Origin of the sequence: Streptosporangium sp. NPDC006007 (genome assembly GCF_040614315.1) — a bacterium.
Classification (GTDB): domain Bacteria; phylum Actinomycetota; class Actinomycetes; order Streptosporangiales; family Streptosporangiaceae; genus Streptosporangium.
Genome location: NZ_JBEXUG010000004.1, coordinates 32,649 through 53,607, shown reverse-complemented (window position 1 = coordinate 53,607; position 20,959 = coordinate 32,649). Strand labels below are relative to the sequence as shown.

The 20,959-nt window shown below is 70.9% G+C and carries 21 protein-coding genes; 4 read left to right on the top strand and 17 right to left on the bottom strand.

The features are described from left to right. Window positions 1-52: 52 nt before the first annotated feature. Complete coding sequence (locus ABZ194_RS04640; RefSeq protein ID WP_355592300.1) at window positions 53-295, top strand: DUF397 domain-containing protein; 243 nt, start codon at window positions 53-55, stop codon at window positions 293-295. Window positions 296-416: 121 nt separating this feature from the next. On the opposite strand, the gene fmdA is transcribed toward ABZ194_RS04640, so the two are convergent. The 5 genes from fmdA to ABZ194_RS04615 form a co-directional block, all read right to left on the bottom strand. Further along, window positions 417-1,664 carry a formamidase gene (gene fmdA, locus ABZ194_RS04635; protein WP_355592298.1) on the bottom strand — a complete coding sequence of 416 codons (1,248 nt, stop codon included), beginning with the start codon at window positions 1,662-1,664 and terminating at the stop codon, window positions 417-419. 77 nt (window positions 1,665-1,741) lie between these two features. Next, window positions 1,742-2,389, bottom strand: a complete 648-nt coding sequence (locus ABZ194_RS04630; RefSeq protein WP_355592647.1) for an AmiS/UreI family transporter — start codon at window positions 2,387-2,389, stop codon at window positions 1,742-1,744. Window positions 2,390-2,462: 73 nt separating this feature from the next. Beyond that, entirely contained in the window at window positions 2,463-2,735 is a 273-nt protein-coding gene (locus ABZ194_RS04625; protein ID WP_355592296.1) for an FmdB family zinc ribbon protein, read from the bottom strand. A gap of 302 nt (window positions 2,736-3,037) precedes the next feature. Further along, window positions 3,038-3,898, bottom strand: coding sequence for a polysaccharide deacetylase family protein (locus ABZ194_RS04620; RefSeq protein WP_355592294.1), 861 nt, complete (start codon window positions 3,896-3,898; stop codon window positions 3,038-3,040). Between the two features lie 509 nt (window positions 3,899-4,407). Continuing rightward, window positions 4,408-4,995 carry a sigma-70 family RNA polymerase sigma factor gene (locus ABZ194_RS04615; RefSeq protein ID WP_355592645.1) on the bottom strand — a complete coding sequence of 196 codons (588 nt, stop codon included), beginning with the start codon at window positions 4,993-4,995 and terminating at the stop codon, window positions 4,408-4,410. A 280-nt stretch (window positions 4,996-5,275) separates the two neighbouring features. Here ABZ194_RS04615 and ABZ194_RS04610 point away from each other — a divergent pair, with 280 nt between their 5' ends. Beyond that, window positions 5,276-6,352, top strand: a complete 1,077-nt coding sequence (locus ABZ194_RS04610) for a PLP-dependent cysteine synthase family protein (RefSeq protein WP_355592292.1) — start codon at window positions 5,276-5,278, stop codon at window positions 6,350-6,352. Window positions 6,353-6,470: 118 nt separating this feature from the next. Here ABZ194_RS04610 and ftsY read toward each other — a convergent pair whose 3' ends face one another. Together ftsY and smc are read right to left on the bottom strand one after the other, a co-directional pair. Beyond that, window positions 6,471-7,649 (bottom strand): signal recognition particle-docking protein FtsY, encoded by a 1,179-nt coding sequence (ftsY, locus tag ABZ194_RS04605; RefSeq protein ID WP_355592291.1) that lies wholly within the window; start codon window positions 7,647-7,649, stop codon window positions 6,471-6,473. Window positions 7,650-7,699: 50 nt separating this feature from the next. Beyond that, window positions 7,700-11,383 carry a chromosome segregation protein SMC gene (smc, locus tag ABZ194_RS04600; protein WP_355592289.1) on the bottom strand — a complete coding sequence of 1,228 codons (3,684 nt, stop codon included), beginning with the start codon at window positions 11,381-11,383 and terminating at the stop codon, window positions 7,700-7,702. Window positions 11,384-11,535: 152 nt separating this feature from the next. Between smc and ABZ194_RS04595 the strand changes: the two genes are divergently transcribed. Continuing rightward, the gene (locus tag ABZ194_RS04595) at window positions 11,536-12,330 is read left to right on the top strand and encodes a hypothetical protein (protein WP_355592287.1); all 795 of its coding nucleotides are present in this window, start codon (window positions 11,536-11,538) and stop codon (window positions 12,328-12,330) included. 81 nt (window positions 12,331-12,411) lie between these two features. On the opposite strand, the gene ABZ194_RS04590 is transcribed toward ABZ194_RS04595, so the two are convergent. From ABZ194_RS04590 to recG, 9 genes are all read right to left on the bottom strand, one after another. Continuing rightward, the gene (locus ABZ194_RS04590) at window positions 12,412-12,606 is read right to left on the bottom strand and encodes a hypothetical protein (protein ID WP_355592285.1); all 195 of its coding nucleotides are present in this window, start codon (window positions 12,604-12,606) and stop codon (window positions 12,412-12,414) included. A gap of 189 nt (window positions 12,607-12,795) precedes the next feature. Further along, a complete protein-coding gene (locus ABZ194_RS04585) occupies window positions 12,796-13,071 on the bottom strand; it encodes an acylphosphatase (RefSeq protein ID WP_355592283.1) in 276 nt (91 codons plus the stop codon). Continuing rightward, window positions 13,068-13,934 carry a bifunctional DNA-formamidopyrimidine glycosylase/DNA-(apurinic or apyrimidinic site) lyase gene (mutM, locus tag ABZ194_RS04580; protein WP_355592281.1) on the bottom strand — a complete coding sequence of 289 codons (867 nt, stop codon included), beginning with the start codon at window positions 13,932-13,934 and terminating at the stop codon, window positions 13,068-13,070. Before mutM ends, ABZ194_RS04585 begins: the two co-directional genes overlap by 4 nt. A 62-nt stretch (window positions 13,935-13,996) precedes the next feature. Beyond that, entirely contained in the window at window positions 13,997-14,680 is a 684-nt protein-coding gene (rnc, locus tag ABZ194_RS04575; protein WP_355592643.1) for a ribonuclease III, read from the bottom strand. Window positions 14,681-14,942: 262 nt separating this feature from the next. After that, complete coding sequence (gene rpmF / locus ABZ194_RS04570) at window positions 14,943-15,122, bottom strand: 50S ribosomal protein L32 (RefSeq protein WP_179824792.1); 180 nt, start codon at window positions 15,120-15,122, stop codon at window positions 14,943-14,945. A gap of 1 nt (window position 15,123) precedes the next feature. Next, on the bottom strand, window positions 15,124-15,552 hold the full coding sequence (locus ABZ194_RS04565) for a YceD family protein (protein ID WP_355592278.1): 429 nt from the start codon (window positions 15,550-15,552) through the stop codon (window positions 15,124-15,126). Between the two features lie 193 nt (window positions 15,553-15,745). Further along, the gene (coaD, locus tag ABZ194_RS04560) at window positions 15,746-16,222 is read right to left on the bottom strand and encodes a pantetheine-phosphate adenylyltransferase (protein ID WP_355592276.1); all 477 of its coding nucleotides are present in this window, start codon (window positions 16,220-16,222) and stop codon (window positions 15,746-15,748) included. A 15-nt stretch (window positions 16,223-16,237) separates the two neighbouring features. Further along, a complete protein-coding gene (rsmD, locus tag ABZ194_RS04555; RefSeq protein ID WP_355592274.1) occupies window positions 16,238-16,807 on the bottom strand; it encodes a 16S rRNA (guanine(966)-N(2))-methyltransferase RsmD in 570 nt (189 codons plus the stop codon). 515 nt (window positions 16,808-17,322) lie between these two features. After that, on the bottom strand, window positions 17,323-19,494 hold the full coding sequence (gene recG / locus ABZ194_RS04550; protein ID WP_355592272.1) for an ATP-dependent DNA helicase RecG: 2,172 nt from the start codon (window positions 19,492-19,494) through the stop codon (window positions 17,323-17,325). 369 nt (window positions 19,495-19,863) lie between these two features. Between recG and rpmB the strand changes: the two genes are divergently transcribed. Then, window positions 19,864-20,049, top strand: a complete 186-nt coding sequence (gene rpmB / locus ABZ194_RS04545; protein ID WP_012894387.1) for a 50S ribosomal protein L28 — start codon at window positions 19,864-19,866, stop codon at window positions 20,047-20,049. A 96-nt stretch (window positions 20,050-20,145) separates the two neighbouring features. Here rpmB and thiD read toward each other — a convergent pair whose 3' ends face one another. After that, complete coding sequence (thiD, locus tag ABZ194_RS04540) at window positions 20,146-20,949, bottom strand: bifunctional hydroxymethylpyrimidine kinase/phosphomethylpyrimidine kinase (protein WP_355592270.1); 804 nt, start codon at window positions 20,947-20,949, stop codon at window positions 20,146-20,148. Between the last annotated feature and the right edge of the window lie 10 nt (window positions 20,950-20,959).

Below are 20,959 nucleotides of genomic sequence, written 5' to 3'. Positions count from 1 at the left end.
ACATTACCGCCCGGCGTGTCGACGGCCGCATCAAGGGAATGGCGGAGGAGAGATGGACTTGATCAATCTCCCGTGGCGGAAATCGAGTTTCAGCGGCGTCAACGGAGGCGACTGCGTCGAGGTCGCCGAGCTCGGCGTCACCTCCCATCGGCCGGAGCACAAGCGGGACGCCACCCATGCCGTCCGCGACAGCAGGGACCCCTCGGGTCCGGTGCTCTACTTCACCCCCGGCGAGTGGGAGGCCTTCCTGAGCGGGGTGAAGGCGGCCGAGTTCGACGTCGGGCACGCCGGATAGCCGGGCGAACGCCGGAGGTGTCACGTGCCGGGTGAGGGAGCGCCTCCGGCGGGCGACGCCGGGGCCCCTCCCTCACGGGCCGTCGCGACCCGCCGCGCTCCTCATCGGTCGAGGGCGACGGTCAGGACGTCACGGCGCACTGCCCCCGGCTCTTCTTGACGGGGCCGTCCGCGTTCGGGCGCACGTCGAAGTCGAACATCTCCGTGGGCAGGTAGAGCGAGCAGCAGGCGTTGGGGATGTCGACGATGCCGCTGATCCTCCCCTCCACGGGAGCCGAGCCGAGAAGCAGGTAGGCCTGCTCGCCGCTGTAGCCCCACTTCTTGAGATATTCGACGGCGTTGAGGCAGGCCCGGCGGTAGGCCACCGTGGCGTCGAGGTAGTAGTTCGTGTCCGTGTCGTGGTCGACCGAGATGCCGATGAACGACAGGAACTCCGAGTAGCGCGGCTCGACGTTGCCGGGCATGAAGATCGGGTTGGTGCTGACGCCGTACTTCTCCATGCCGCCCTTGATGAGGTCCACATGGAAGTCGATGAAGCCGCCCATCTCGATCGCCCCGCAGAAGGTGATCTCGCCGTCGCCCTGGCTGAAGTGCAGGTCCCCTCCCGAGAGCTTGGCGTCCTTCACGTGGACGGGGTAGAAGACGCGCGCCCCCCGGGTGAAGTTCTTGATGTCGTGGTTGCCGCCGTTCTCCCGGGCGGGAACGGTCCGGGCACCCTCGCGGGCGATGCGGTCGGCCAGTTCGCCGGTCGCCTTTCCGGCGAGGGCGTTGCCGGCCAGCGGCGGCAGGCCCAGCGGCGGGACCCGGTTGGGGTCGGTGTCGATGAGCGCCTGCTCGCGCCGGTTCCAGCTGGCGAGCAGTTCCGCCGACGGCGCCGTGCCGAACAGGCCGGGGTGGGTGATGCCGGCGTACCGGACGCCGGGCAGGTGGCGAGATGTCGCATATATGCCATGGAAGTCCCAGATCGCCTTGTAGGCGTCCGGGAAGTAGTCGGTCAGGAAGCCGCCCCCGTTCAGCTTGGCGAAGATGCCGGTGTACCCCCACCCCTGGCCGGGCACCTCACCGGTCTGCTGCGGGATCGGGCCGAGGTCGAGGATGTCGACCACCAGGAGATCTCCCGGTTCGGCCCCCTCCACCCCGATGGGGCCGCTCAACATGTGCGCGAAGGTCAGGTCGACGTCCCGCACGTCGTTGGCCGAGTCGCTGTTGTGGATCTGAGCGTCGGTCCATTCCCGGCATTCGACACGGAACTCATCTCCAGGTCGCACCATGGTGGCTAGTGGTATGTCCGGATGCCAGCGGTTATGGCCTGGCACCTCCTGGTCGCGCATCGACTTCGACTGGTCCACGCTGAACACGACTTTGGGCATGACGACTCCTTCTCAGGTTCTCTCACGGTGGTCGGGTCTTCCGAAGAGCGCATCACCCCCTCTCCCCGTTCTGCCGCCTAACGGGCGGCGGTCGTCTCCCCGCCCGCCGGATCCGTCCGGGCCGGGGTCGTTCCCCCCTTCCTCGTCAGCGGCCAGAGCAGGCCGAACACCACCACGCCGAACACGGCGAGAATCACCGCGAGGACGGTCTGGTTCCAGCGTTGCCAGTAGCCGGTGAGGACGAGGAAGGACGGGATCGCCGCGGTGACCCATCCCTCGATCGCCGTCACCCAGCCGGTGTAGGCCGTCAGGTGTCCACGCTTCAACCCCAGCAGCAGGAAGAACAGCAACCACAGGAACGACCAGTAGAGCCAGATGACACCGAAGGGCTTGTTGTCGAGCAGCCGGAAGTTGGCGAACGAGTAGCCGAGCGCCATGATGGCCACGAACAGCGAGAAGTAGCCGACCCCCGTGGTGTCGAACCCGCCGAGCAGGCCGATCCCCACGTAGAGGTAGGTGAAGCCGAAGAGGAGGATTCCCGACGCCCCCAGGACCACATCCGGCCTGCCGCCGGAGGTGATGATCAGCACGATGGGCGTGATCACCTGTAGCGCCCCGACGAAGAGGTTGAAGATGGCCGCCGCCCGCGCGTCGACCTTTCCCAGAAGCATCAACCCGTTGATGAAAAGCACCGCACCGACATAAAGCAGTCCGACGTCTCCCATCGGTGACACACCCCCTAGTGTCCGTGATGGGGAATTCAGGTGGGTCGCGTGGTCCCCGTACGCGCTCGTACGCTCAGGGCCGCGGCAGACGTGCCGACGCCGGACGCGGTGGCCGGGGCCGCCGGCCGGGTATGCCGGAGACGACCGTGGGCGCGTCCCGGCTCCGCTCCTCGCGACCAAGCGCCGCGGACAGGGCCGGGTGCACCCGGGAGAAGTTCGGTGGGGAGAAGACGCGACGGGCCTCGCGCTCACAGGCGGAGCAGTCACGCGACAGTGGGGCCGTTCCTATCGGAAGGCGGACATCGAACCGCCCACAGTCCAGACAAACGTATTCGTAGGTTGCCATAGGCACCTCCTCCCCGTCCGGCCGAAGGCGGGGATCTTCCGTTCCCGGCTCTCCAACCGAGGGCATCCGGATCAGTGACGAGCCGAATCCACACTTACGGGGTATCCGAAAATCAAGCGACCTGTCAAGGCCCTGCCCCAGGCTCAGGCCGCCCAATCCCCCGCGGCGGCGGACAGCCGGTCAAACGCATACCCGGCCCTGGACAACCCCGGACCGGGGAGATACCGCCTCCTGAACAAGGGGCCGGGATCAACACGCCCGCTCGGCGCCGTCCCCGTCACCGGGGCCCGGCCGCGGACGTGTCATCGGTCGGCGTAGCTGGTGTACCGCCTGCCGGGGGTCAGGCGGGCTCTGCCGTACAGTTCGGAGAGCGTGACGAACGCGTAGCCCCGCCGGGCGAACTGGTCCAGGATCGCGGGGACGGCGTCGACCGTGGTGCCGTGGATGTCGTGCATGAGCACGATGGACCCCGGCCCGGCCTGGGTCGCGCGCTGTGTGACGATCGAGGATTCACGGTCGCGCCAGTCCAGGGTGTCGACGTTCCACAGAATCTGGGCGAGCCCCTCACGGCGGGTCTCGGCGGCGACCCGGCCGTCGGTGGAGCCGTACGGCGGGCGCATCAGGGTCATCCGGACCCCGGAGAGCCTTTTGACGATCTTCTGGGTGCTGCGGAGCTGGTATTTGAGCCTGGCCTCCGACAGCTGGGTGAGCGGTGGATGGTCCCAGCTGTGGTTACCCAGCTCGTGGCCCTCGCTCACCATCCGGCGGAGGTTCTCCCCCCGGTCCTCCGCCACCATCTGACCGATCACGAAGAAGGTCGCCCTGGCCTGGTGCCTCGCGAGGATGTCGAGCAGCCTCGCGGTGTGCGGCCCCGGGCCGTCGTCGAAGGTCAGCGCCACGCACCTGATCCGCCGGCAGTCGAGTTTGCGTACCGCGGGTGCCGCCGGAAAGCTGTTCTTGGGCCACTGCGGCTGGATCCCGGTCAGTTTCGAGGCCAGTTCCTCGGGATCGAACGGCGAAGGCGTGGCCGGTGGCGGCACGGCGGGCGGAGCCGGCGAGGGCGCCGCCATCGGCTCCACCACGGAGCCGGTCAGGGCGACCGGGGAGGCACAGCCCCCGGCCACCAGGAGCAGCAGAGCTGCGGGAACGCTCCATAGCCGCATGCCTGCCCCCCGAACACCAGGCGGGGACTATGGGTAGTCTTCGGCCACATCCCCCCGCAAGATCCTGGCCAGGTCCTCCCACCAGGATGGGACATTGGTCTGTAGTTCCGCGTAACGACGCGCCACGCGAATGGCACATCCCTCAGGATCCGTACCCAGATGGCGTCGTTTCACCTGGCCTTCCTGCCACCGGTAGAAACCATCACGGAAGCGCACAACAAGCCCAATCCACACCGACAGGGTGCCATCGCCTCCGACCTCGTGGACACCGGTGACACCGAGGCCCGCCAGCTCGGCACGGAGCCTGTCTATGGCCACAAGAGACTCACTCATCCGCCACCCCCTCGGCGTGACGGGACGGGCGGTACGGGGGCCGGCGGGTTCGGCACACCGGCGGACAGCGAAAGCGACATGCTGTAATGGTGTGGCTCCGGACTGTTTCCGGACAGCGGTTCACCACTATTGGTCAGGAGCGCCGGCGGTCACCGGATCAGGCGGCGGTCACCGGATCAGGCGGCCTGGCGCTGCTCGGGCAGCCGGAGCGCGCCCTCCTGGCGGGCGTACCCCTCCAGCATCGCCCGGAGCTGACGGCGGCCCCGGTGCAGCCGGGACATGACCGTGCCGATGGGGGTGCCCATCCGCTCGGCGATCTCCTTGTAGGCGAAGCCCTCGACGTCGGCCAGGTAGACGGCCACCCGGAAGTCCTCCGGCAGCGAGCGCAGGGCATCCATCACGGCGCTGTCGGGCAGCTGCTCCAGCGCCTCGGTCTCGGCGGACTTGAGCCCGGAGGAGGTGTGGGACTCGGCGGCGGCGAGCTGCCAGTCCTCGATCTCCTCGGTGGCCGAGAGCTTGGGCGAGCGCTGCTTCTTGCGGTAGTCGTTGATGAAGTTGTTGGTGAGGATGCGGTGCAGCCACGCCTTGAGGTTGGTGCCCTCGCGGAACTGGTGGTAGGAGGTGTAGGCCTTGGCCACCGTCTCCTGCACCAGGTCCTCGGCGTCGGCCGAGTTGCGGGTCAAACGCATCGCGGACGCGTAGAGCTGGTTGGTCACCGGCACGACATCACGCTCGAACCAGTCCTGGCGCTGCTCTTCGGTCATCGTGATCACGTCTTCTTCCCCCTTGTACTGTTCCCCCCGCTACCATCCGGCACGGGCACGACGCACCCCTTCTGACGGCATGTTGCATGTTCCCAGGCACCTCGTAAGCGGGCCGTAAGGGTGGTTCTGCCTGGTCAGGAGGTTGGGCCGGTGGCTGTTCCGCGGCGGGTGCGACACGCCCTACAGCCGGACAAGTCTCATTATCGTAACATCTCCCTCCAAATTTGGGCGAAGGTGTGTGTATCATCACATAACACCAGCTCGGGGTAACTTTGGCCGCATGGAATACGTGGACAGGCATGACCCTTATACCCGTTCCTGGGTGGCCGAGGCCATCCGCCGAGTCGAGGCCGACGCCCACCGAAGCTGCGACACCCATCTCCATGTCTTCCCGCTTCCCGCGCAGTGGGGGGTAAACCTCTACCTGAAAGACGAGTCGGTCCACCCCACGGGTTCACTCAAACACCGGCTGGCGCGTTCCCTTTTCCTGTACGGCCTGGCGAACGGCTGGATCGGCCCCTCCACCACGGTCGTCGAGGCCTCCAGCGGCTCGACGGCGGTGAGCGAGGCCTACTTCGCCCGGCTGGTCGGCCTGCCGTTCATCGCGGTGATGCCCGCCTCGACGTCCCCCGAGAAGATCGCCCTGATCGAGTTCCAGGGGGGCAGGTGTCACCTGGTGGACGACCCTGGAACGATCTACCAGGAGTCCCGCCGGCTGGCCGCCGAGACCGGCGGCCACTTCATGGACCAGTTCACCTACGCCGAGCGGGCCACCGACTGGCGCGGCAACAACAACATCGCCGAGAGCATCTTCCAGCAGATGGAGATGGAGCCCCACCCCGAGCCCGCCTGGATCGTGGTCGGGGCCGGGACCGGCGGCACCTCCTCCACCATCGGCCGTTACATCCGCTACCGGCGCCACCCCACCCGCCTGGCCGTGGTGGACCCCGACGACTCCGCCTTCTACCCCTCCTGGTGCACCGGCGACACGGGCGCCACCGCCCCCGGCTCCGGCATCGAGGGGATCGGCCGCCCCCGGGTGGAACCGTCCTTCATGCCCGCGGTGATCGACCGCATGATCCAGGTTCCCGACGCCCGGTCCATCGCGGCCATGCGCTGGGTCCGCGAGGTCACCGGCCTCGACGTCGGCGGCTCCACCGGCACCAACGTGGCGGCGGCCGTACAGATCCTGCGGGAGATGCGCGAGGCGGGCGAGCGGGGCAGCGTCGTCACCCTGATCTGCGACGGCGGCGAACGCTACCGCGGCACCTACGACAACGACACCTGGCTGGCGGAACACGGCCTGGACATCGCCCCCCACCTGGCGGAGCTGAGATCCTTCCCTGCCATGCCCTGATCCCGTCCCCGCGCCCCGGGGCGCCGGCCGCCGCCTTGGACGGATCCCGTCCTCGGTCGGCGGCCCGCCCGAGCCGGTGCCCGCCGGCCTCCGGCGCCGCCCGTCGATCGGGACGGCCTCAGTCGCCGAGGAGCGTGTCCACGAAGACCTCGGGGTCGAACGGGGCCAGGTCGTCGGGGCCCTCTCCGAGACCGACCAGCTTGACCGGGACACCCAGCTCCCGCTGGACGGAGATGATGATGCCGCCCTTGGCGGTGCCGTCGAGCTTGGTCAGCGCGATGCCGGTGACGTCCACCACCTCGGCGAACACCCGGGCCTGGCGCATGCCGTTCTGACCGGTGGTGGCGTCGAGGACGAGCAGGACCTCGTCCACCGTGGCCTTCTTCTCGATGACCCGCTTGACCTTGCCCAGCTCGTCCATCAGGCCGGTCTTGGTGTGCAGCCGGCCGGCGGTGTCCACGATGACCACGTCTACCTTGTTCTGGATGCCCCTGGCCACGGCGTCGAAGGCGACCGAGGCGGGGTCACCGGCCTCCGGGCCGCGCACGACCTCGGCTCCGACCCGGTCACCCCAGGTCTGGAGCTGGTCGGCGGCGGCGGCGCGGAAGGTGTCGGCGGCGCCGAGCACCACCCGGTTCCCGTCGCCGATCAGCGACCTGGCCAGCTTGCCGGTGGTGGTGGTCTTGCCGGTGCCGTTGACGCCGACCACCAGGACCACGGCCGGGCGCTCACCGTGCGGTTTGACGTGCAGGGTGCGGTCGATGTCCGCGCCGATCTGGGTGAGCAGCTGCTCCTTGAGCAGGCCGCGCACCTCGGCGGGCGTCCGGCCGCCCAGCACCTTCACCCGGGTCCGCAGCTCCTCGACCATCGCCTGGGTGGGCGCGACACCGACGTCCGCGCTGATCAGGGTCTCCTCGATCTCGTCCCAGGTGTCGTCGTCGAGGCGGTCGCGGGAGAGCAGGTCGAGCAGCCCCCTGCCCAGGGTGCTCTGCGAGCGGGCCAGCCGGGCGCGGAGCCGTGTCATCCGGCCGGCCGACGGCGGCGGGACCTCCAGGGCCGGAGGGACGACCATGGGCTCGGCCGGTCTGGCCGGCGGCGGGATCGTGGTGGTCCCCGCGTCATCGCCCTCGGTGACCACCCCGGAGGGCGTCCGCTCCTGGGTGGACAGCGGCGGCGCCTCGGGCGGCTCGACCGGGGGAGCCGCCTTGCCGCCCGGCCTGAACAGCAGGAACATGCCGCCCGCCGCCACCAGGGCGATGAGGACAACGATCGCGATTATGCCGAGATAGGCTTCCACAAGACCACAGTTTTCCAGACGCCCCAGGATGCTCCGACCCCCCGGGTCCCTTAGTCGGAGTCGTGTTCCCTCAGCCGCTGACTGATGACCTGGGTCACACCGTCTCCCCGCATCGACACGCCGTACAGGGCGTCGGCGATCTCCATCGTGCGTTTCTGGTGGGTGATGATGATGATCTGTGACGCCTGCCGCAGCTCCTCGAAGAGGGTCAGCAGGCGCTGGGTGTTGGTGTCGTCCAGCGCCGCCTCGACCTCGTCCATCACGTAGAACGGCGAGGGCCTCGCCTTGAAGATGGAGACCAGGAAGGCCACGGCGGTCAGCGACCGCTCGCCGCCGGAGAGCAGCGACAGCCGCTTGACCTTCTTGCCCGGCGGACGGGCCTCGACCTCGACGCCGGTGGTCAGCATGTCCTCGGGGTCGGTGAGCAGCAGCCTGCCCTCACCGCCGGGGAACACCCGCGTGAAGATCGTCTCAAACTCGCGGGCCACGTCCTGGTAGGCGGCGGTGAACACCTGCTCGACCCGGTCGTCCACCTCCTTGACGACCAGCAGCAGGTCACGCCGGGTCTTCTTGAGGTCCTCCAGCTGCGAGGTGAGGAAGGCGTGCCGCTCCTCAAGCGCGGCGAACTCCTCAAGCGCGAGCGGGTTGACCTTGCCGAGCTGAGCCATCTGCCGCTCCGCCGCCTTGGCCCGCTTCCGCTGCTCCTCCCTGACATAGGGGACGGGATCTCCGTCGGCCGTGGAGACCGGTTCCGCCGGGCCGTACTCGGCGATGAGGGTGCCGGTCTCCACACCGAACTCCTCCACCGCCCGCGCCTCCAGCTGCTCCAGGCGCATCCGCCGCTCGGTGCGGGCCACCTCACTGCCGTGCGCCCGGTTGATCAACTTGTCCAGCTCCCCGGACAGCTCCCTGACCCGGACCCGGACCGACTTGAGCGAGGCGTCGATCTGGCCGCGCGCCCGCTCGGCCTCGTCGCGTTCGGCGGCCGCGAGACCGAGTGAGGTCTCCAACCGGGCCAGAGTCGTCTCGGCTCCCCGGACGACCGCCTGCGCCACATGGGCCTGCCTGCGCCGCAGCTCGCGCCGCTCGGCGGCCCTGGACCGCTCCTCACGCTCCCGCCCGGCCGCGCGCACCAGCTCATCGGCCCTGCCCTCGATGCCCCTGACCCGCTCCTCGGCCGTCCGTACGGCGAGGCGGACCTCCATCTCCCCCTGCCTGGCCACCGAGCAGATCTCCGCGAGCTCGTCGCGGATCTCGGTGGTCGGCTCGGCCTCCAGCTCACCGGCGCTCGTCGCGGCGGCGAGCCGCTCCTCCAGCTCGGCGAGGCCGGCCGCGTCACGGTCACGCGCCTCCTCGGCCGCCCGCACGGCCCCGGCCAGCCGCTCGCACTCGTCGCCGGCGGCCTCGGCCGCGGCGCCCAGCTGGGCGAGACGCCTGGCGGCGGCGGCGAGGCGCTGGTCGGCGTCGCGCTGCCGGGCCCGGACCCGGTCCAGGGCCGCCTGAGCCGCGCTGACCCCGCCCTGCGCGGTCTGCACCCCGGTCTGCGCCTCGGCCACCCCGGCCTGGGCGGTCTCCACCGCGAGCTCCGCCGCCGCCTCGGCCTCCGCGGCCTCCTCCATCACCGCCGCGGCCGACTCGGCGGCCTCGGCGGCCTCGGCCAGGCCGGCGACCGCCTCGTCCAGCGCGGCCCGCATCTGGAGCGCCGAGGCACCGTCCGCCGCGCCGCCCCCGGCGGCGTAGCGCCCCAGCAGATCGCCGGAGCGGGTGACCGCCCGCAGCTCGGGCCACTGCTCGACGACCTTTCTCGCGGTGGCCAGGTCGTCCACGACCAGCACATCCGCCAGCAGGTGCGCGGCGGCGGCCCGGAGCCCCGCCGGGACGGTGACCAGGCCGGCCGCCCACTCGGCCCCGGCCACCGGCACCGGGTCCGGCGGCGTCCGCGCCCCGTCGGCGGCGATGACCAGGGCGGCCCGGCCGCCTCCACCGCTCCTGAGGAAGTCGAGGGCGTCCGCGGCCGCCTGCAGGTCCTCCACCGCGACGGCCTCGGCCGCCGCGCCGAGCACGGCGGCGACGGCCACCTCGGCGCCGGGGCGGACGGTGAGCACGGTGGCCACCGGGCCGAGCACCCCGGCCAGGCCCGCGGCCAGCAGCGCCGCCGCGCCGTCCGCGCCACCGGCCAGGCCCAGTTCGAGCGCCTCGAACCTGGCCTCCAACGCGGCGACCTGGCGCTGCGCCTCCTGGTCGGCCTTGCGGGCGGCGCCCACGGCGGCCCTGGCCGCGGCGAGGGCGGCGTGGGGGCCCGCGACGGCCGCCTTGGCCTCCTCGACCACGGCCCTGGCCCGGTCCACGGACTGCCCGGCCTGGTCCACGGTCTCCAGGGCCATCTCCAGCTCCTCGGCGAGGGCGGGGTCGGTCGCCGGGTCGGCCCGCTCCTGGTCGTCGTGCTCGGCGCGGGCCCGCTCGGCCCGCTGCCCGGCCTCCCGCAGGGAGAGCGTCAGCCGTCCGATCTCCTCGGCGGCCGCCCCCGCCCGGCTGCGCACGGCCTCGACCCGGCCCCGGAGCCTGGCCAGCCCCTCACGCCGGTCGGCGGCGGCCCTGGCCTCGGCGGCCAGTCGCCGCTCCTCGGCGGCGAGCGCGCCCTCGGTCTCGGTCCGCCGGGCCACGGCCCTGGCGAGCGACTCCTGCTCACGGGCGAGCGACTCGGCGAGGACCCGCTCCTGCTCCCGGATCTCCCCGGCCTCCCGCTCGTAGTCCTCGGGGTCGCGCCCGCGCCGCTCCACGGCGGTGTCGGTGGCGTTGCGGTGCCGTTCCGCGGCCAGCCCCGCCAGGCCCCTGAGGCGCTCGCGGAGCGCGGAGAGCCGGAAGTAGGTCTCCTGCGTGGCGGCCAGCCGAGGCTGGGCGTCGGCCTCCGCCGCCTCCAGCTCCGCCTCGGTCACCTGTCCCTGCTCCAGTTCGGCCTCCACCGTCGTACGGCGGGCGAGCACGGCCGCGGAGTCGGCGGTCTCCCGTTCCAGGGTGGTGCGCAGGGTGAGCACGTCGTCGGCGAGCAGCCGGAGCCTGGCGTCACGGAGGTCGGCCTGGATGACGGCGGCCCGGCGGGCGATCTCGGCCTGGCGGCCCAGCGGCTTGAGCTGCCGGCGCAGCTCGGTGGTCAGGTCCTGGACGCGGGTCAGGTTGGCCTGCATGGCGTCGAGCTTCCTGAGCGCCTTCTCCTTGCGCTTGCGGTGCTTCAGGACGCCGGCGGCCTCCTCGATGAACGCCCTGCGCTCCTCGGGCCCGGCGTGCAGCACCTGGTCGAGCTGGCCCTGCCCCACGATGACGTGCATCTCCCGGCCGATGCCGGAGTCCGACAGCAGCTCCTGGATGTCGAGCAGCCGGCAGGTGTCGCCGTTGATGGCGTACTCGCTCTGGCCGGCCCGGAACATCAGGCGGCTGATCGTGACCTCGGTGTAGTCGATCGGGAGCGCGCCGTCGGTGTTGTCGATGGTGAGGGTGACCTCGGCGCGGCCCAGCGGGGCCCGGGAGGCGGTGCCGGCGAAGATGACGTCCTCCATCTTGCCGCCGCGCAGCGACTTGGCGCTGTGCTCGCCCATGACCCAGGCCAGCGCGTCGACCACGTTGGACTTGCCCGAGCCGTTGGGGCCGACGACCGCGGTGATGCCGGGCTCGAAACGCAGGGTGGTGGCCGAGGCGAAGGACTTGAACCCGCGCAGGGTGAGGGTCTTGAGATACATCGCACTCCCATCCCCGCGCGTCCGCCGTATCCCCGCGCGTCACGGCGCGGAACCCCGCCGTCGGCCTCTTTCCGCCTCGTCCGGCCATTCCCGCCTGGGAAGACTACCGTTCTTCGCCCGCGCCCGCCGGTACACCGCCTATGGTGCCCTGCATGGACGCGGAACGCGGTGACGGCGAGGCTCCAGCATCCCCGCGCGGCGGGGAGGGTCGTTTGAGGCGGCGGGCCTTCCTGGTGGGTGGCGGGCTGGCCGTCCTGGGTCTCGGCGGCACCGCCGTGGTGGCCGGGCCCGACGGGGTGCGGGACGCGTACGCCCACATCGTCTGCGGTTCGATCCCCGAGCCGCCGGAGACGGCGCCGGGACGGCGCCAGCAGAGCACCGTGGACGGACGCCGGGTGATCATCGCGCTGCCGCCGCGCGCGCGGGGCACGGTCTCCGTGGTGGTCATGTTCCCCGGGGCGCCCGGGGACGCGCGTACCCCGTTCGACCTCTACGCGGTCGACCGCTATCTGGCCGCGAGCCGGGGGCGTTTCGCGGTGGCCTCGGTCGACGGCTGGCCGTCGGTGGACATCACCGGAACGCTCCTGCCCTACCTGCGGGCCTGCGGGCTGGACACCCGGCGGATCGGGTTACTCGGCTGGTCGGCGGGGGGCGCGGCGGCCCTCAGGCTGGCCGCGAGGCTGGGCTCAGGCCGGGTGTCGGCCGTCGCCGCGGCGTCACCGGCCGTCACCGCGGGGCGGGCGCCGCTGCGGGAGCTGGTGGACATCCCGGTCTGGCTGGGCTGTGGCGAGCGTGACAGCTGGGCCCCGCAGACGGAGACGATGCTGAAGGGGCTGAAGGCGCTGGGAGCCGCCGCCGAGGGTGGGATCTCGCCGGGATGCCAGGACACGGCCTACCGCCGCCGGGTGCTCCCGGAGCAGTTGGACTTCCTCGCGCGTCACATATGATTCCGCATACGGCGAACGCCGGACACGGCAAGGGACGCCCCGGAGAGGCGCCCCTGGACATTGTGTTTTCCGTCCCGGTCTCTAAGTGAGAACCGGCTCACGATCCTGCAGGCGGGTGAACGCCTCATCACGGGTGTTGGCCGCGAGTTCGTCGTTCTGGGCCTGGAGCCGGGTAAGCTCTGCCTCAAGATCACGGACGCGCTGCTGGAGACGGCGCATTTCCGAGACCATACGAGGGTCAGGACCGCCGACGTGGCCTAGTAGAGCCTTCGCCATGGTTAAGGGTCCTCCACGCTGAGTGACCAGACTGGTTCGCGCACTTCTTGCCGCGGGAGGGGTGCGCGTGGTTCTTATCAAGAGTCGCACCGGTGAGAGGGACGGTCAAGCTGAACGCCCCGTGTGGATGCACCAGTGGGCACTCCCGACAGTAAAATATACCTTATTTCGGGCGGGTTAGGGAAGGGATCAGCGCTCCACAAAACCGGCGGCCTTTCCCTTGGCCTCGCTCCAGCGCTCCACCACCCCGTCGACCCGGCCCGGGGTGTCACCGCCCCTGAGCAGTTCGAGCAGCCGGGCGCACGGCTCCCCGCCCCCCTCGGCCACGACCTCCACCCGGCCGTCCGCGGTGTTCCTGGCCCAGCCGGTCAGCCCGAGTTCCAGTGCCCTCGCCCGCGTCCACCAGCGGAAACCCACTCCCTGCACCCGGCCCCTGACCCAGGCCGTCAGCCGGACCTCCGTCATGCCCCACCCCTTGGAGGACGGGGCTGGCACCGCGGACAGCTGTAGGAGGAGCGGTTCATGAACGACTCCCTGACGATCGGGGCGCCGCACCGCCGGCAGGGCTCGTCCCGCCGACCGTAAACCGCCAGCGAACGGTCGAAGTAACCGCTCTCCCCGTTGACGTTGACGTAGAGGCTGTCGAAGGACGTGCCCCCCTCCGACAGGGCGGCGGCCATCACCTCGCGGGCCGCGGCCAGCAGCTCGGAGACCTTCGGCCCGGCCAGCGACCCGGTGGGCCTGGTGCCGTGCAGCCGGGCCCGCCAGAGCGCCTCGTCGGCGTAGATGTTGCCGACCCCGCTGATCAGCGACTGGTCCAGCAGCGCCCGCTTGACCTCGGTCTGCCTGGCACGCAGCCGGTGGACGAACAGGTCCTCGTCGAAGTGCGCCTCGAACGGATCGGCCGCGATGTGCGTGATCGGCTCCGGCACCGGCCTGCCCCCGGAGCGGGCCATCGAGGTCACCAGCACGTGCCCGAAGGTCCGCTGGTCGACGAAGCGCAGGTCAGGGCCGCCGTCGGTGAAACCGATCCGGATCCGCAGATGCCTCTCCTGGTCCGCCTCAGGCTCCACCACCAGCAGTTGGCCGCTCATGCCCAGGTGGGCCAGGATCGCGTCGGAGCCGTCCAGGGGCAGCCAGAGATACTTGCCCCGGCGCTCGGCCGAGCCGATCACGCGGCCCCTCAACCGGGAGGCGAACTCCTCGGCCCCGGACAGATGGCGGCGGACCGCCCGCGGGTGCAGCACCTCGGCGTGGGCGACGACCCGCCCGGACACCCAGCGCTCCAGGCCGCGCCGTACGACCTCGACCTCCGGCAACTCGGGCATGCACCCTCCTCGGGCAGATCGGCCGGTTTCTCGCTCGGGGAGTGGTTCTCACTCGGACGGGGTCAGCCCGCCTCGGCGCTCTCCCGGTCCTGGCGGATCCGGGTCCAGGCCGTCTCGGCGGCCTGCTGCTCGGCCTCCTTCTTCGAACGGCCCGCGCCGGAGCCGTACTCCTCGCCGCCGACCCGGACGACCGCGGTGAAGGACTTGGCGTGGTCGGGGCCGCTCTCGTCCACGTGGTACTCGGGCACGCCCAGCGACTCGGACGCGGTGAGCTCCTGGAGCGAGGTCTTCCAGTCGAGCCCGGCCCCCAGCGAGGCCGAACGGACGATGAGGGGGTCGAAGAGCAGGTGGACGACCCGGAACGCCTCGTCCAGGCCCCTGTCCACGTAGACGGCGCCGATCAGCGCCTCAAGGGTGTCGGCGAGGATGGAGGACTTGTCGCGCCCCCCGGTGCCCTCCTCGCCCCGGCCGAGCCGCAGGAACCGTCCCAGGCCCAGGGAACGTGCCACATCGGCGAGCGCCCGCATGTTGACCACCGCGGCCCTGAGCTTGGCCAGCTGCCCCTCGGGCAGGTCGGGGTGGTTGCGGTAGAGGGTGTCGGTCACCACCAGGCCCAGCACGGAGTCACCGAGGAACTCCAGCCGCTCGTTGGTGGGCAGCCCGCCGTTCTCATAGGCGTAGGAGCGGTGCGTCAGCGCCCGCTCCAGGATCGCGACGTCCAGCCGCACCGAAAGCAACCGTTCCAGCTCGTCCCTGGCGAGCTCGACGGCCACCGGCTTAACACTCGTACCCACGTCTTCTCCTCGCACGTCTCTCGTCGGATGCGCGATGGCGAAGGGGGGAACGAGAAGTGCCCGAAGACGTGGTGGACGCCGGGAATGGGTACGCGCTACCGCGAACCCCGGCGTCCACCACGGCCGCGGGCCGACCGCCATCGCAGTGGAGTGCGGACGGTGGCGCCGGCCGGCGTCGAAGGGACCCGGCCGACGTCCGTCGGTCAGAATGCGATCAGGCGGAGGGCTCGATCACCTGACGGCGGTTGTAGGTGCCGCAGGAGGGGCACGCCACGTGCGGACGCTTCGGCGAGCGGCACTGGGGGCAGCTCACGAGCGAAACCGCGGCGGCCTTCCACTGCGACCTGCGGGAGCGAGTGTTGCTCCGCGACATCTTGCGCTTGGGGACAGCCACGTCAGCTCTCCTGATCGTTGTTGTGTTCCGGAACCAGACCCTGCAGCTTGGCCCAGCGGGCGTCGATCACCTCGTGCTTGTGACCAGGTTCGGCGTCCGCCAGCCTGATCCCGCATTCCACGCAGAGCCCGGCGCAGTCCTCACTGCAGACCGGGCTCAGCGGCAGTGTGAGCACCACCGCGTCGCGGAACGCGGGTTCCAGGTCGAGCAGTTCACCGGCCAGAAGCGAGTCGTCCTCGGCAGCATCCTCTGCCGAGTAGAAGAACAGCTCCTGGAAACCCACCTCGGTGTGCGAGGTGAGAGGTTCCAGGCAGCGTGCGCACTCCCCCCGCAGCGGGGTCTGCGCGGTGCCCGTGACGAGCACACCCTCCATGACCGCCTCAAGCCGGACGTCCAGCTCGACATCGGCGCCCTTGGGGACACCGATCATGTCAACGCCGATATCGGCCGGTGCCGGGAGAGAGAGGCTCATTCGGCGCATCGACCCGGGCCTCCGGCCCAGATCATGGGTGGAGATCACCCATGGGGCGCGGGGGTCAAGGCTGTGCGGAGTCATTGCCACTCTCATCAGGCATGGCGAATCAACGCCGTTGTGCAAGGCAGAAACAGAAGAATACCAGGGCTCAGCCCCTGAGCCGTTCCACCAGGAGTTCCTGGACGAGATCGGGGACCAGACCGGCCACGTTCCCGCCGTATTTGGCGATCTCCTTGATGCGGCTGGAGGAGAGGAACGACACCTCGGGGCCGGTGGCCATGAACAGCGTCTCGACCCCGGACATCCGATAGTTGAGCTGGGCCATCTGGAGTTCGTAGTCGAAGTCGCTGACCGCTCTCAGGCCCTTGACGATGGCTGGGATCTCCTGCTTCTTGCAGTAGTCCACGAGCAGGCCGTGGAACTTGTCCACGCGGACGTTGCCGTACTCCTTGGTCACGGTCTGGAGCATCTCGATCCGCTCCTCGACCGTGAACAGGCTCTTCTTCTCGATGTTGATCAGGACGGCCACGACGACCTCGTCATACTGACGGGAGGCGCGGCCGATGATGTCCAGGTGGCCGTTGGTAACGGGATCGAACGATCCAGGGCAGACAACGCGACGCAAGGCGAACCCCCTGCTCTATGAATTCCCGGCGGCGCGACCGTACCAAACGGACGCTTCACCGTAACGACGGACCCTCTCCTGTTCGTATCCACAGGGCCATACCAGGTCTTTTCCCCGGCTCTCCCGTTCCACCGCCACCAGCGCCTCCCCGGCCAGCCAGCCGTGGTCCCTCAGCAGCTCAAGCACGGTGTCCACCGCCTCGGCGGTCACCGCGTAGGGCGGATCGGCGAACACCAGGTCGTACGGCTCGGCGGCCCCGCGCGCCAGCACCCGCTCGACGCGGTCGCCCACCAGCTCGGCCCCCGGCAGCCCGAGGGCCGCGATGTTGGCCCTGATCGTGCGGACCGCCTTCGCGTCCGACTCCACGAGCAGCGCGTGCGCCGCCCCCCGCGACAGCGCCTCCAGGCCGACCGCGCCGGACCCCGCGTAGAGGTCGAGCACCCTGGCGCCGTCGAGTGGGCCGAGCAGCGACCCCACCGTGGAGAAGATCCCCTCCCTGGCCCGGTCGCTCGTGGGGCGGGTCCCCATCCCCGGCGGCACGGCCAGCCGCCGTCCTCCTGCGCTTCCCGCGATGACTCGACTCACCCGCCCATTGTCTCAGCGGCCGTCCCGGCGACCGTCCAGGCGGGGATCGCGCCGTGCGGTCCCGGCTCCGGCCCCGGTTCCGGGACCCGTCGTGGAACGCCGGGTCCGGGGGCCGGCGAGCGGTGCCGCGCCGGGGGCGAAGACGCCCCGGAAAGATGTCCTCCCTTGTCCCGACGGTCCCGGCACCGAGGCGCGTCCGCAGCCCGGCGTGTCGTGGCGCATCACATAACCGCAGGTCAAAAGGGTCTGGCGAGGTGATCTAGGTCAAGAGTGGGCAAGGAGTGGCGACGAAAGCGCAAGGGTCGTTCCCCCCGGCCACGGGGCCTTGCATGATGAGTCCTGCGGCCTTCAAGTGACCCAGGGGAAGGCCGACCGGCGTGATCGTGAGCCCTTCCGCACGCCGGTGCTCTCGGCACCTGACCCGAGAGTGGGCCCAAGCGGGGACGGCATTCGGGGGGAGGCCGTCCCCGCAGTTGGGCGTTTCCCAGCCCTTTCGAGCTCCGGCCCTCTCGGTCTCATGCCTTTTCGAGATATTCGGCGCGCTCGTCCGCCAGCAGTCTGTCGATCTCCATCCGGAGGACGGGGTACCCCGCCAGCCCGGGGTCGGCGGTCAGCATGGCCTCGGCGTCCAGGCGGGCGGTGTGGATGACCTCCTCGTCACGCAGGAGCTGAAGCATCTTCAACGACGACCTGCGGCCCGACTGGGCCACCCCCAGCACGTCACCCTCACGGCGCTGCTCCAGGTCGACGCGGGACAGCTCGAAGCCGTCCAGGGTCGCGGCCACCGCGTCAAGACGCTCACGGGCCGGACCGCCACCCGGGGAGTCGGTCACCAGCAGGCAGAGCCCGGGCAGCCCGCCCCGGCCGACCCGGCCGCGCAGCTGGTGGAGCTGGGAGACCCCGAACCGGTCCGCGTCCATGATGACCATGACCGAGGAGTTGGGCACGTCCACGCCGACCTCGATGACCGTGGTCGCCACCAGGACGTCGGCCTCGCCCCGGGTGAAGGCCCTCATCACGGCGTCCTTCTCCTCCGGCGGCAGCTTGCCGTGGAGCACCGCCGTACGGAGGCCGCGCAGCGGCCCCTCCGACAGCGTCGCGGCCACGTCGAGCACGGCCAGCGGCGGACGCCGCTCGTCGTCGTCCTTCGACAGATCGCCCTCGTCCCCCTCCAGGTCCCCGATCCGCGGGCAGACGATGTACGCCTGCCGGCCGAGCTCGACCTCCTCGCGCAGCCGCGTCCAGGTCCGCTCCAAAAAGTGGGGTTTCTCCGTGGCGGGCACCACGTGGGTGGTGATCGGCGCGCGCCCGGCGGGCAGCTGGGAGAGCGTGGAGACGGTGAGGTCGCCGAAGACCGTCATGGCGACCGTGCGCGGGATCGGCGTGGCGGTCATGACCAGCACGTGCGGGCGACCGCCGCCGGCCTTCTCCCGGAGCGCGTCGCGCTGCTCGACGCCGAACCTGTGCTGCTCGTCCACCACGACCAGGCCGAGGTCGGCGAACTGCACGCGCTCCTGGAGGACCGCGTGGGTGCCGACCACGATCCCGGCGGCGCCGGAGGCCGCGTCGAGCATGGCCGAGCGGCGAGCCGCCATACCGAGCGAACCGGTGAGCAGGGCGACCGTGGTGCCGCCGAACATCCCGCCGGCGGCCAGGTCTCCGAGCATGGCGGAGATCGACCTGTGGTGCTGCTGGGCGAGCACCTCGGTGGGCGCCAGCAGCACGGCCTGCCCCCCGGCGTCCACCACCTGGAGCATGGCCCGCAGCGCGACGACGGTCTTGCCCGCGCCGACCTCGCCCTGGAGCAGCCGGTGCATGGGGTGGGCCAGGGCCAGGTCGCCCGCGATCTCCTCCCCCACGCTCCGCTGCCCCTCGGTGAGCTGGAACGGCAGGCGCGCGTCGAAGCCGGCCAGCAGCCCGTCGCCGCGCGGCGGCCGGGGCGTGGCCGACCAGGAGGCGGCGGCCATCCGGCGCTGAATGAGCACGGCCTGGAGCAGGAACGCCTCGTCGAACTTGAGCCTCCGGCGCGCCCTGGTGACGTCGGCGTGGTCACGCGGCCGGTGAATCGCCAGGAGCGCCTCGGCCAGACCGGGAAGGCCTCGCCGGCTCCGCAGGTCGGCCGGGAGCGGGTCGTCGAGGGGCTCCAGGGTGTCGAGGATCACCCTCAGCGCCCTGCGGACGGCCCAGGGCGTGACGTCCTTGCCCGCCGGATGGATCGGCACCAGCGCGGCGGCGAACTCCTCGGCCTTGGCCTCGCTCTCGTCGAACATCTCGAACTCGGGGTGGGAGAGCTGCCACCTGCGCTTGTCGCCCTGGCCGAACGCGCCGACCTTCCCGGCGAACATGCCCCGTGCGCCGGGCCGCAGCCGCGACTCCACCATGTGGGAGGTCTTGCCGAAGAACGACAGGTAGATCCTGCTGCGACGGCCGTCGACGACCTCGACCTCCAGCCAGGTGCCCCCCTTGTTCCGCATCGGCCTGCGCATGGCCCTGGCGACCTCGCCCACCACGGTGACGTGCTCGTCGATCCGCAGGTCGTCGAGGTCGGTCAGCTCCCCCCGCTCGGCGTAGCGCCGGGGGTAGTGGCGCAGCAGGTCGCCGACGGTGCGCAGGTCGAGGACGCTCTCCAGCAGCTTGGCCGTCTTGGGGTCAAGCGCCTTGGTCAGCGGCTCGTCGAAGCTCGTCACCCCAAGTTTCTACCGCGTCCGTGCGACATAATCGACGCACCTCACCCCAAGCCTCACCTGTGAACCCGCGCGGACGCCCTCCCCGCGCCCCGTACGGCTCCCCCGCCGGAACCCGCCCGGCCCCCGCCCGCGACGGCCGCCGCGGCGCGGCCGGACGGAGAACCCGCAGCACGCCCGCCGTCCGCCCCTCCGGGATGCGCTACGGTGGCCCTTGGAGATTATCCCCGTTCGGCCAGTCATGGCGGCCCGTGTTGGCATGCATGGCCGGACATCGGATATCCTCGTGTGGCCAGCCGGTCGTCCCGGCGTGCCCGATGACCGTCGCCAGTGCGGCGGATCGAGCCTCTCGACTGATCTAAGGAGCGAACCGTGGCTTCCGTCTGCGATGTTTGCGCTAAGAAGCCGACCTTCGGCAACAACGTCTCCCACTCGCACCGCCGCACCCGCCGCCGCTGGAACCCGAACATCCAGCCCGTGCGCGCAGTGGTGAACGGCACGCCGAAGCGGCTGAACGTGTGCACCTCCTGCATCAAGGCGGGCAAGGTCACCCGCTAGTCAGAACCTCCGCGCAGCCCGCCGCCCCTTCACGGGGCGGCGGGCTGTCGCCTGTGCGGGGCCGCTCTCGCCGCGTCCCGCGCCGGCCGGGTACGGCTAGCGCCAGCGCCAGGCGTGGTCCACCGGGCCGATGCCCGAACCCAGCGCGAAGCCGTGGGCGATGGCGCCGGTGACGTACAGCTTGGCCTTCTCCACGGCGGCCGGCACGTCGTCACCGAGGGCCAGGTGGGAGGCGATGGCGGAGGCCAGGGTGCAGCCGGTGCCGTGGGTGTGCCGGTTGTCGTGGCGTTCGGCGGTGAAGCGGAACTCCCGGGTGCCGTCGGTCAGCAGGTCCACCGGGGCTCCGGGCAGATGACCGCCCTTGATCAGCGCCCAGACGGGCCCCAGCTCCAGGATGGCGTCGGCGGCCCGGCGCATGTCCCGGTCGTCCTCGACCTTCACGCCGGTGAGCTGCGCCACCTCCCAGAGGTTCGGGGTGACGACGGTGGCCGTCCGCAGCAGCAGCGTCCTCACCGTGTCCACCGCCTCGGGCGCGAGCAGCGCGTCACCGTGCTTGGAGACCCCCACCGGGTCCACCACGACCGGCGCCTCGACCCGCGCCAGCACCTCGGCCACCGTCTCCACCAGCACGGGTGAGGCCAGCATTCCGGTCTTGACCGCCTGGACGCCGATGTCGCCCAGCACCGAGTCGAGCTGGGCCCGGACCGCCTCAGGCGGGAGCTCCCAGTATCCCTGCACGCCCAGTGAGTTCTGGGCGGTCACCGCGGCGACGACGCTCATTCCGTGCACGCCGAGGGCCAGCATGGTCTTCAGGTCGGCCTGGATGCCCGCGCCGCCGCCGGAGTCGGAGCCCGCGACGGTCAGCACTCGGGGAGGGGTTGAACCGGTCATGCACCCCATCCAATCAGGT

What these genes read in the sequence shown, in the direction of transcription:
- ABZ194_RS04640 (WP_355592300.1), top strand. Translation starts at nt 53, where the DNA reads ATGGACTTGATCAATCTCCCGTGGCGGAAATCGAGTTTCAGCGGCGTC.
- fmdA (WP_355592298.1), bottom strand. Translation starts at nt 1,664, where the DNA reads ATGCCCAAAGTCGTGTTCAGCGTGGACCAGTCGAAGTCGATGCGCGAC.
- ABZ194_RS04630 (WP_355592647.1), bottom strand. Translation starts at nt 2,389, where the DNA reads ATGGGAGACGTCGGACTGCTTTATGTCGGTGCGGTGCTTTTCATCAAC.
- ABZ194_RS04625 (WP_355592296.1), bottom strand. Translation starts at nt 2,735, where the DNA reads ATGGCAACCTACGAATACGTTTGTCTGGACTGTGGGCGGTTCGATGTC.
- ABZ194_RS04620 (WP_355592294.1), bottom strand. Translation starts at nt 3,898, where the DNA reads ATGCGGCTATGGAGCGTTCCCGCAGCTCTGCTGCTCCTGGTGGCCGGG.
- ABZ194_RS04615 (WP_355592645.1), bottom strand. Translation starts at nt 4,995, where the DNA reads ATGACCGAAGAGCAGCGCCAGGACTGGTTCGAGCGTGATGTCGTGCCG.
- ABZ194_RS04610 (WP_355592292.1), top strand. Translation starts at nt 5,276, where the DNA reads ATGGAATACGTGGACAGGCATGACCCTTATACCCGTTCCTGGGTGGCC.
- smc (WP_355592289.1), bottom strand. Translation starts at nt 11,383, where the DNA reads ATGTATCTCAAGACCCTCACCCTGCGCGGGTTCAAGTCCTTCGCCTCG.
- ABZ194_RS04595 (WP_355592287.1), top strand. Translation starts at nt 11,536, where the DNA reads ATGGACGCGGAACGCGGTGACGGCGAGGCTCCAGCATCCCCGCGCGGC.
- ABZ194_RS04590 (WP_355592285.1), bottom strand. Translation starts at nt 12,606, where the DNA reads ATGGCGAAGGCTCTACTAGGCCACGTCGGCGGTCCTGACCCTCGTATG.
- ABZ194_RS04585 (WP_355592283.1), bottom strand. Translation starts at nt 13,071, where the DNA reads ATGACGGAGGTCCGGCTGACGGCCTGGGTCAGGGGCCGGGTGCAGGGA.
- mutM (WP_355592281.1), bottom strand. Translation starts at nt 13,934, where the DNA reads ATGCCCGAGTTGCCGGAGGTCGAGGTCGTACGGCGCGGCCTGGAGCGC.
- ABZ194_RS04565 (WP_355592278.1), bottom strand. Translation starts at nt 15,552, where the DNA reads ATGATCGGTGTCCCCAAGGGCGCCGATGTCGAGCTGGACGTCCGGCTT.
- thiD (WP_355592270.1), bottom strand. Translation starts at nt 20,949, where the DNA reads ATGGGGTGCATGACCGGTTCAACCCCTCCCCGAGTGCTGACCGTCGCG.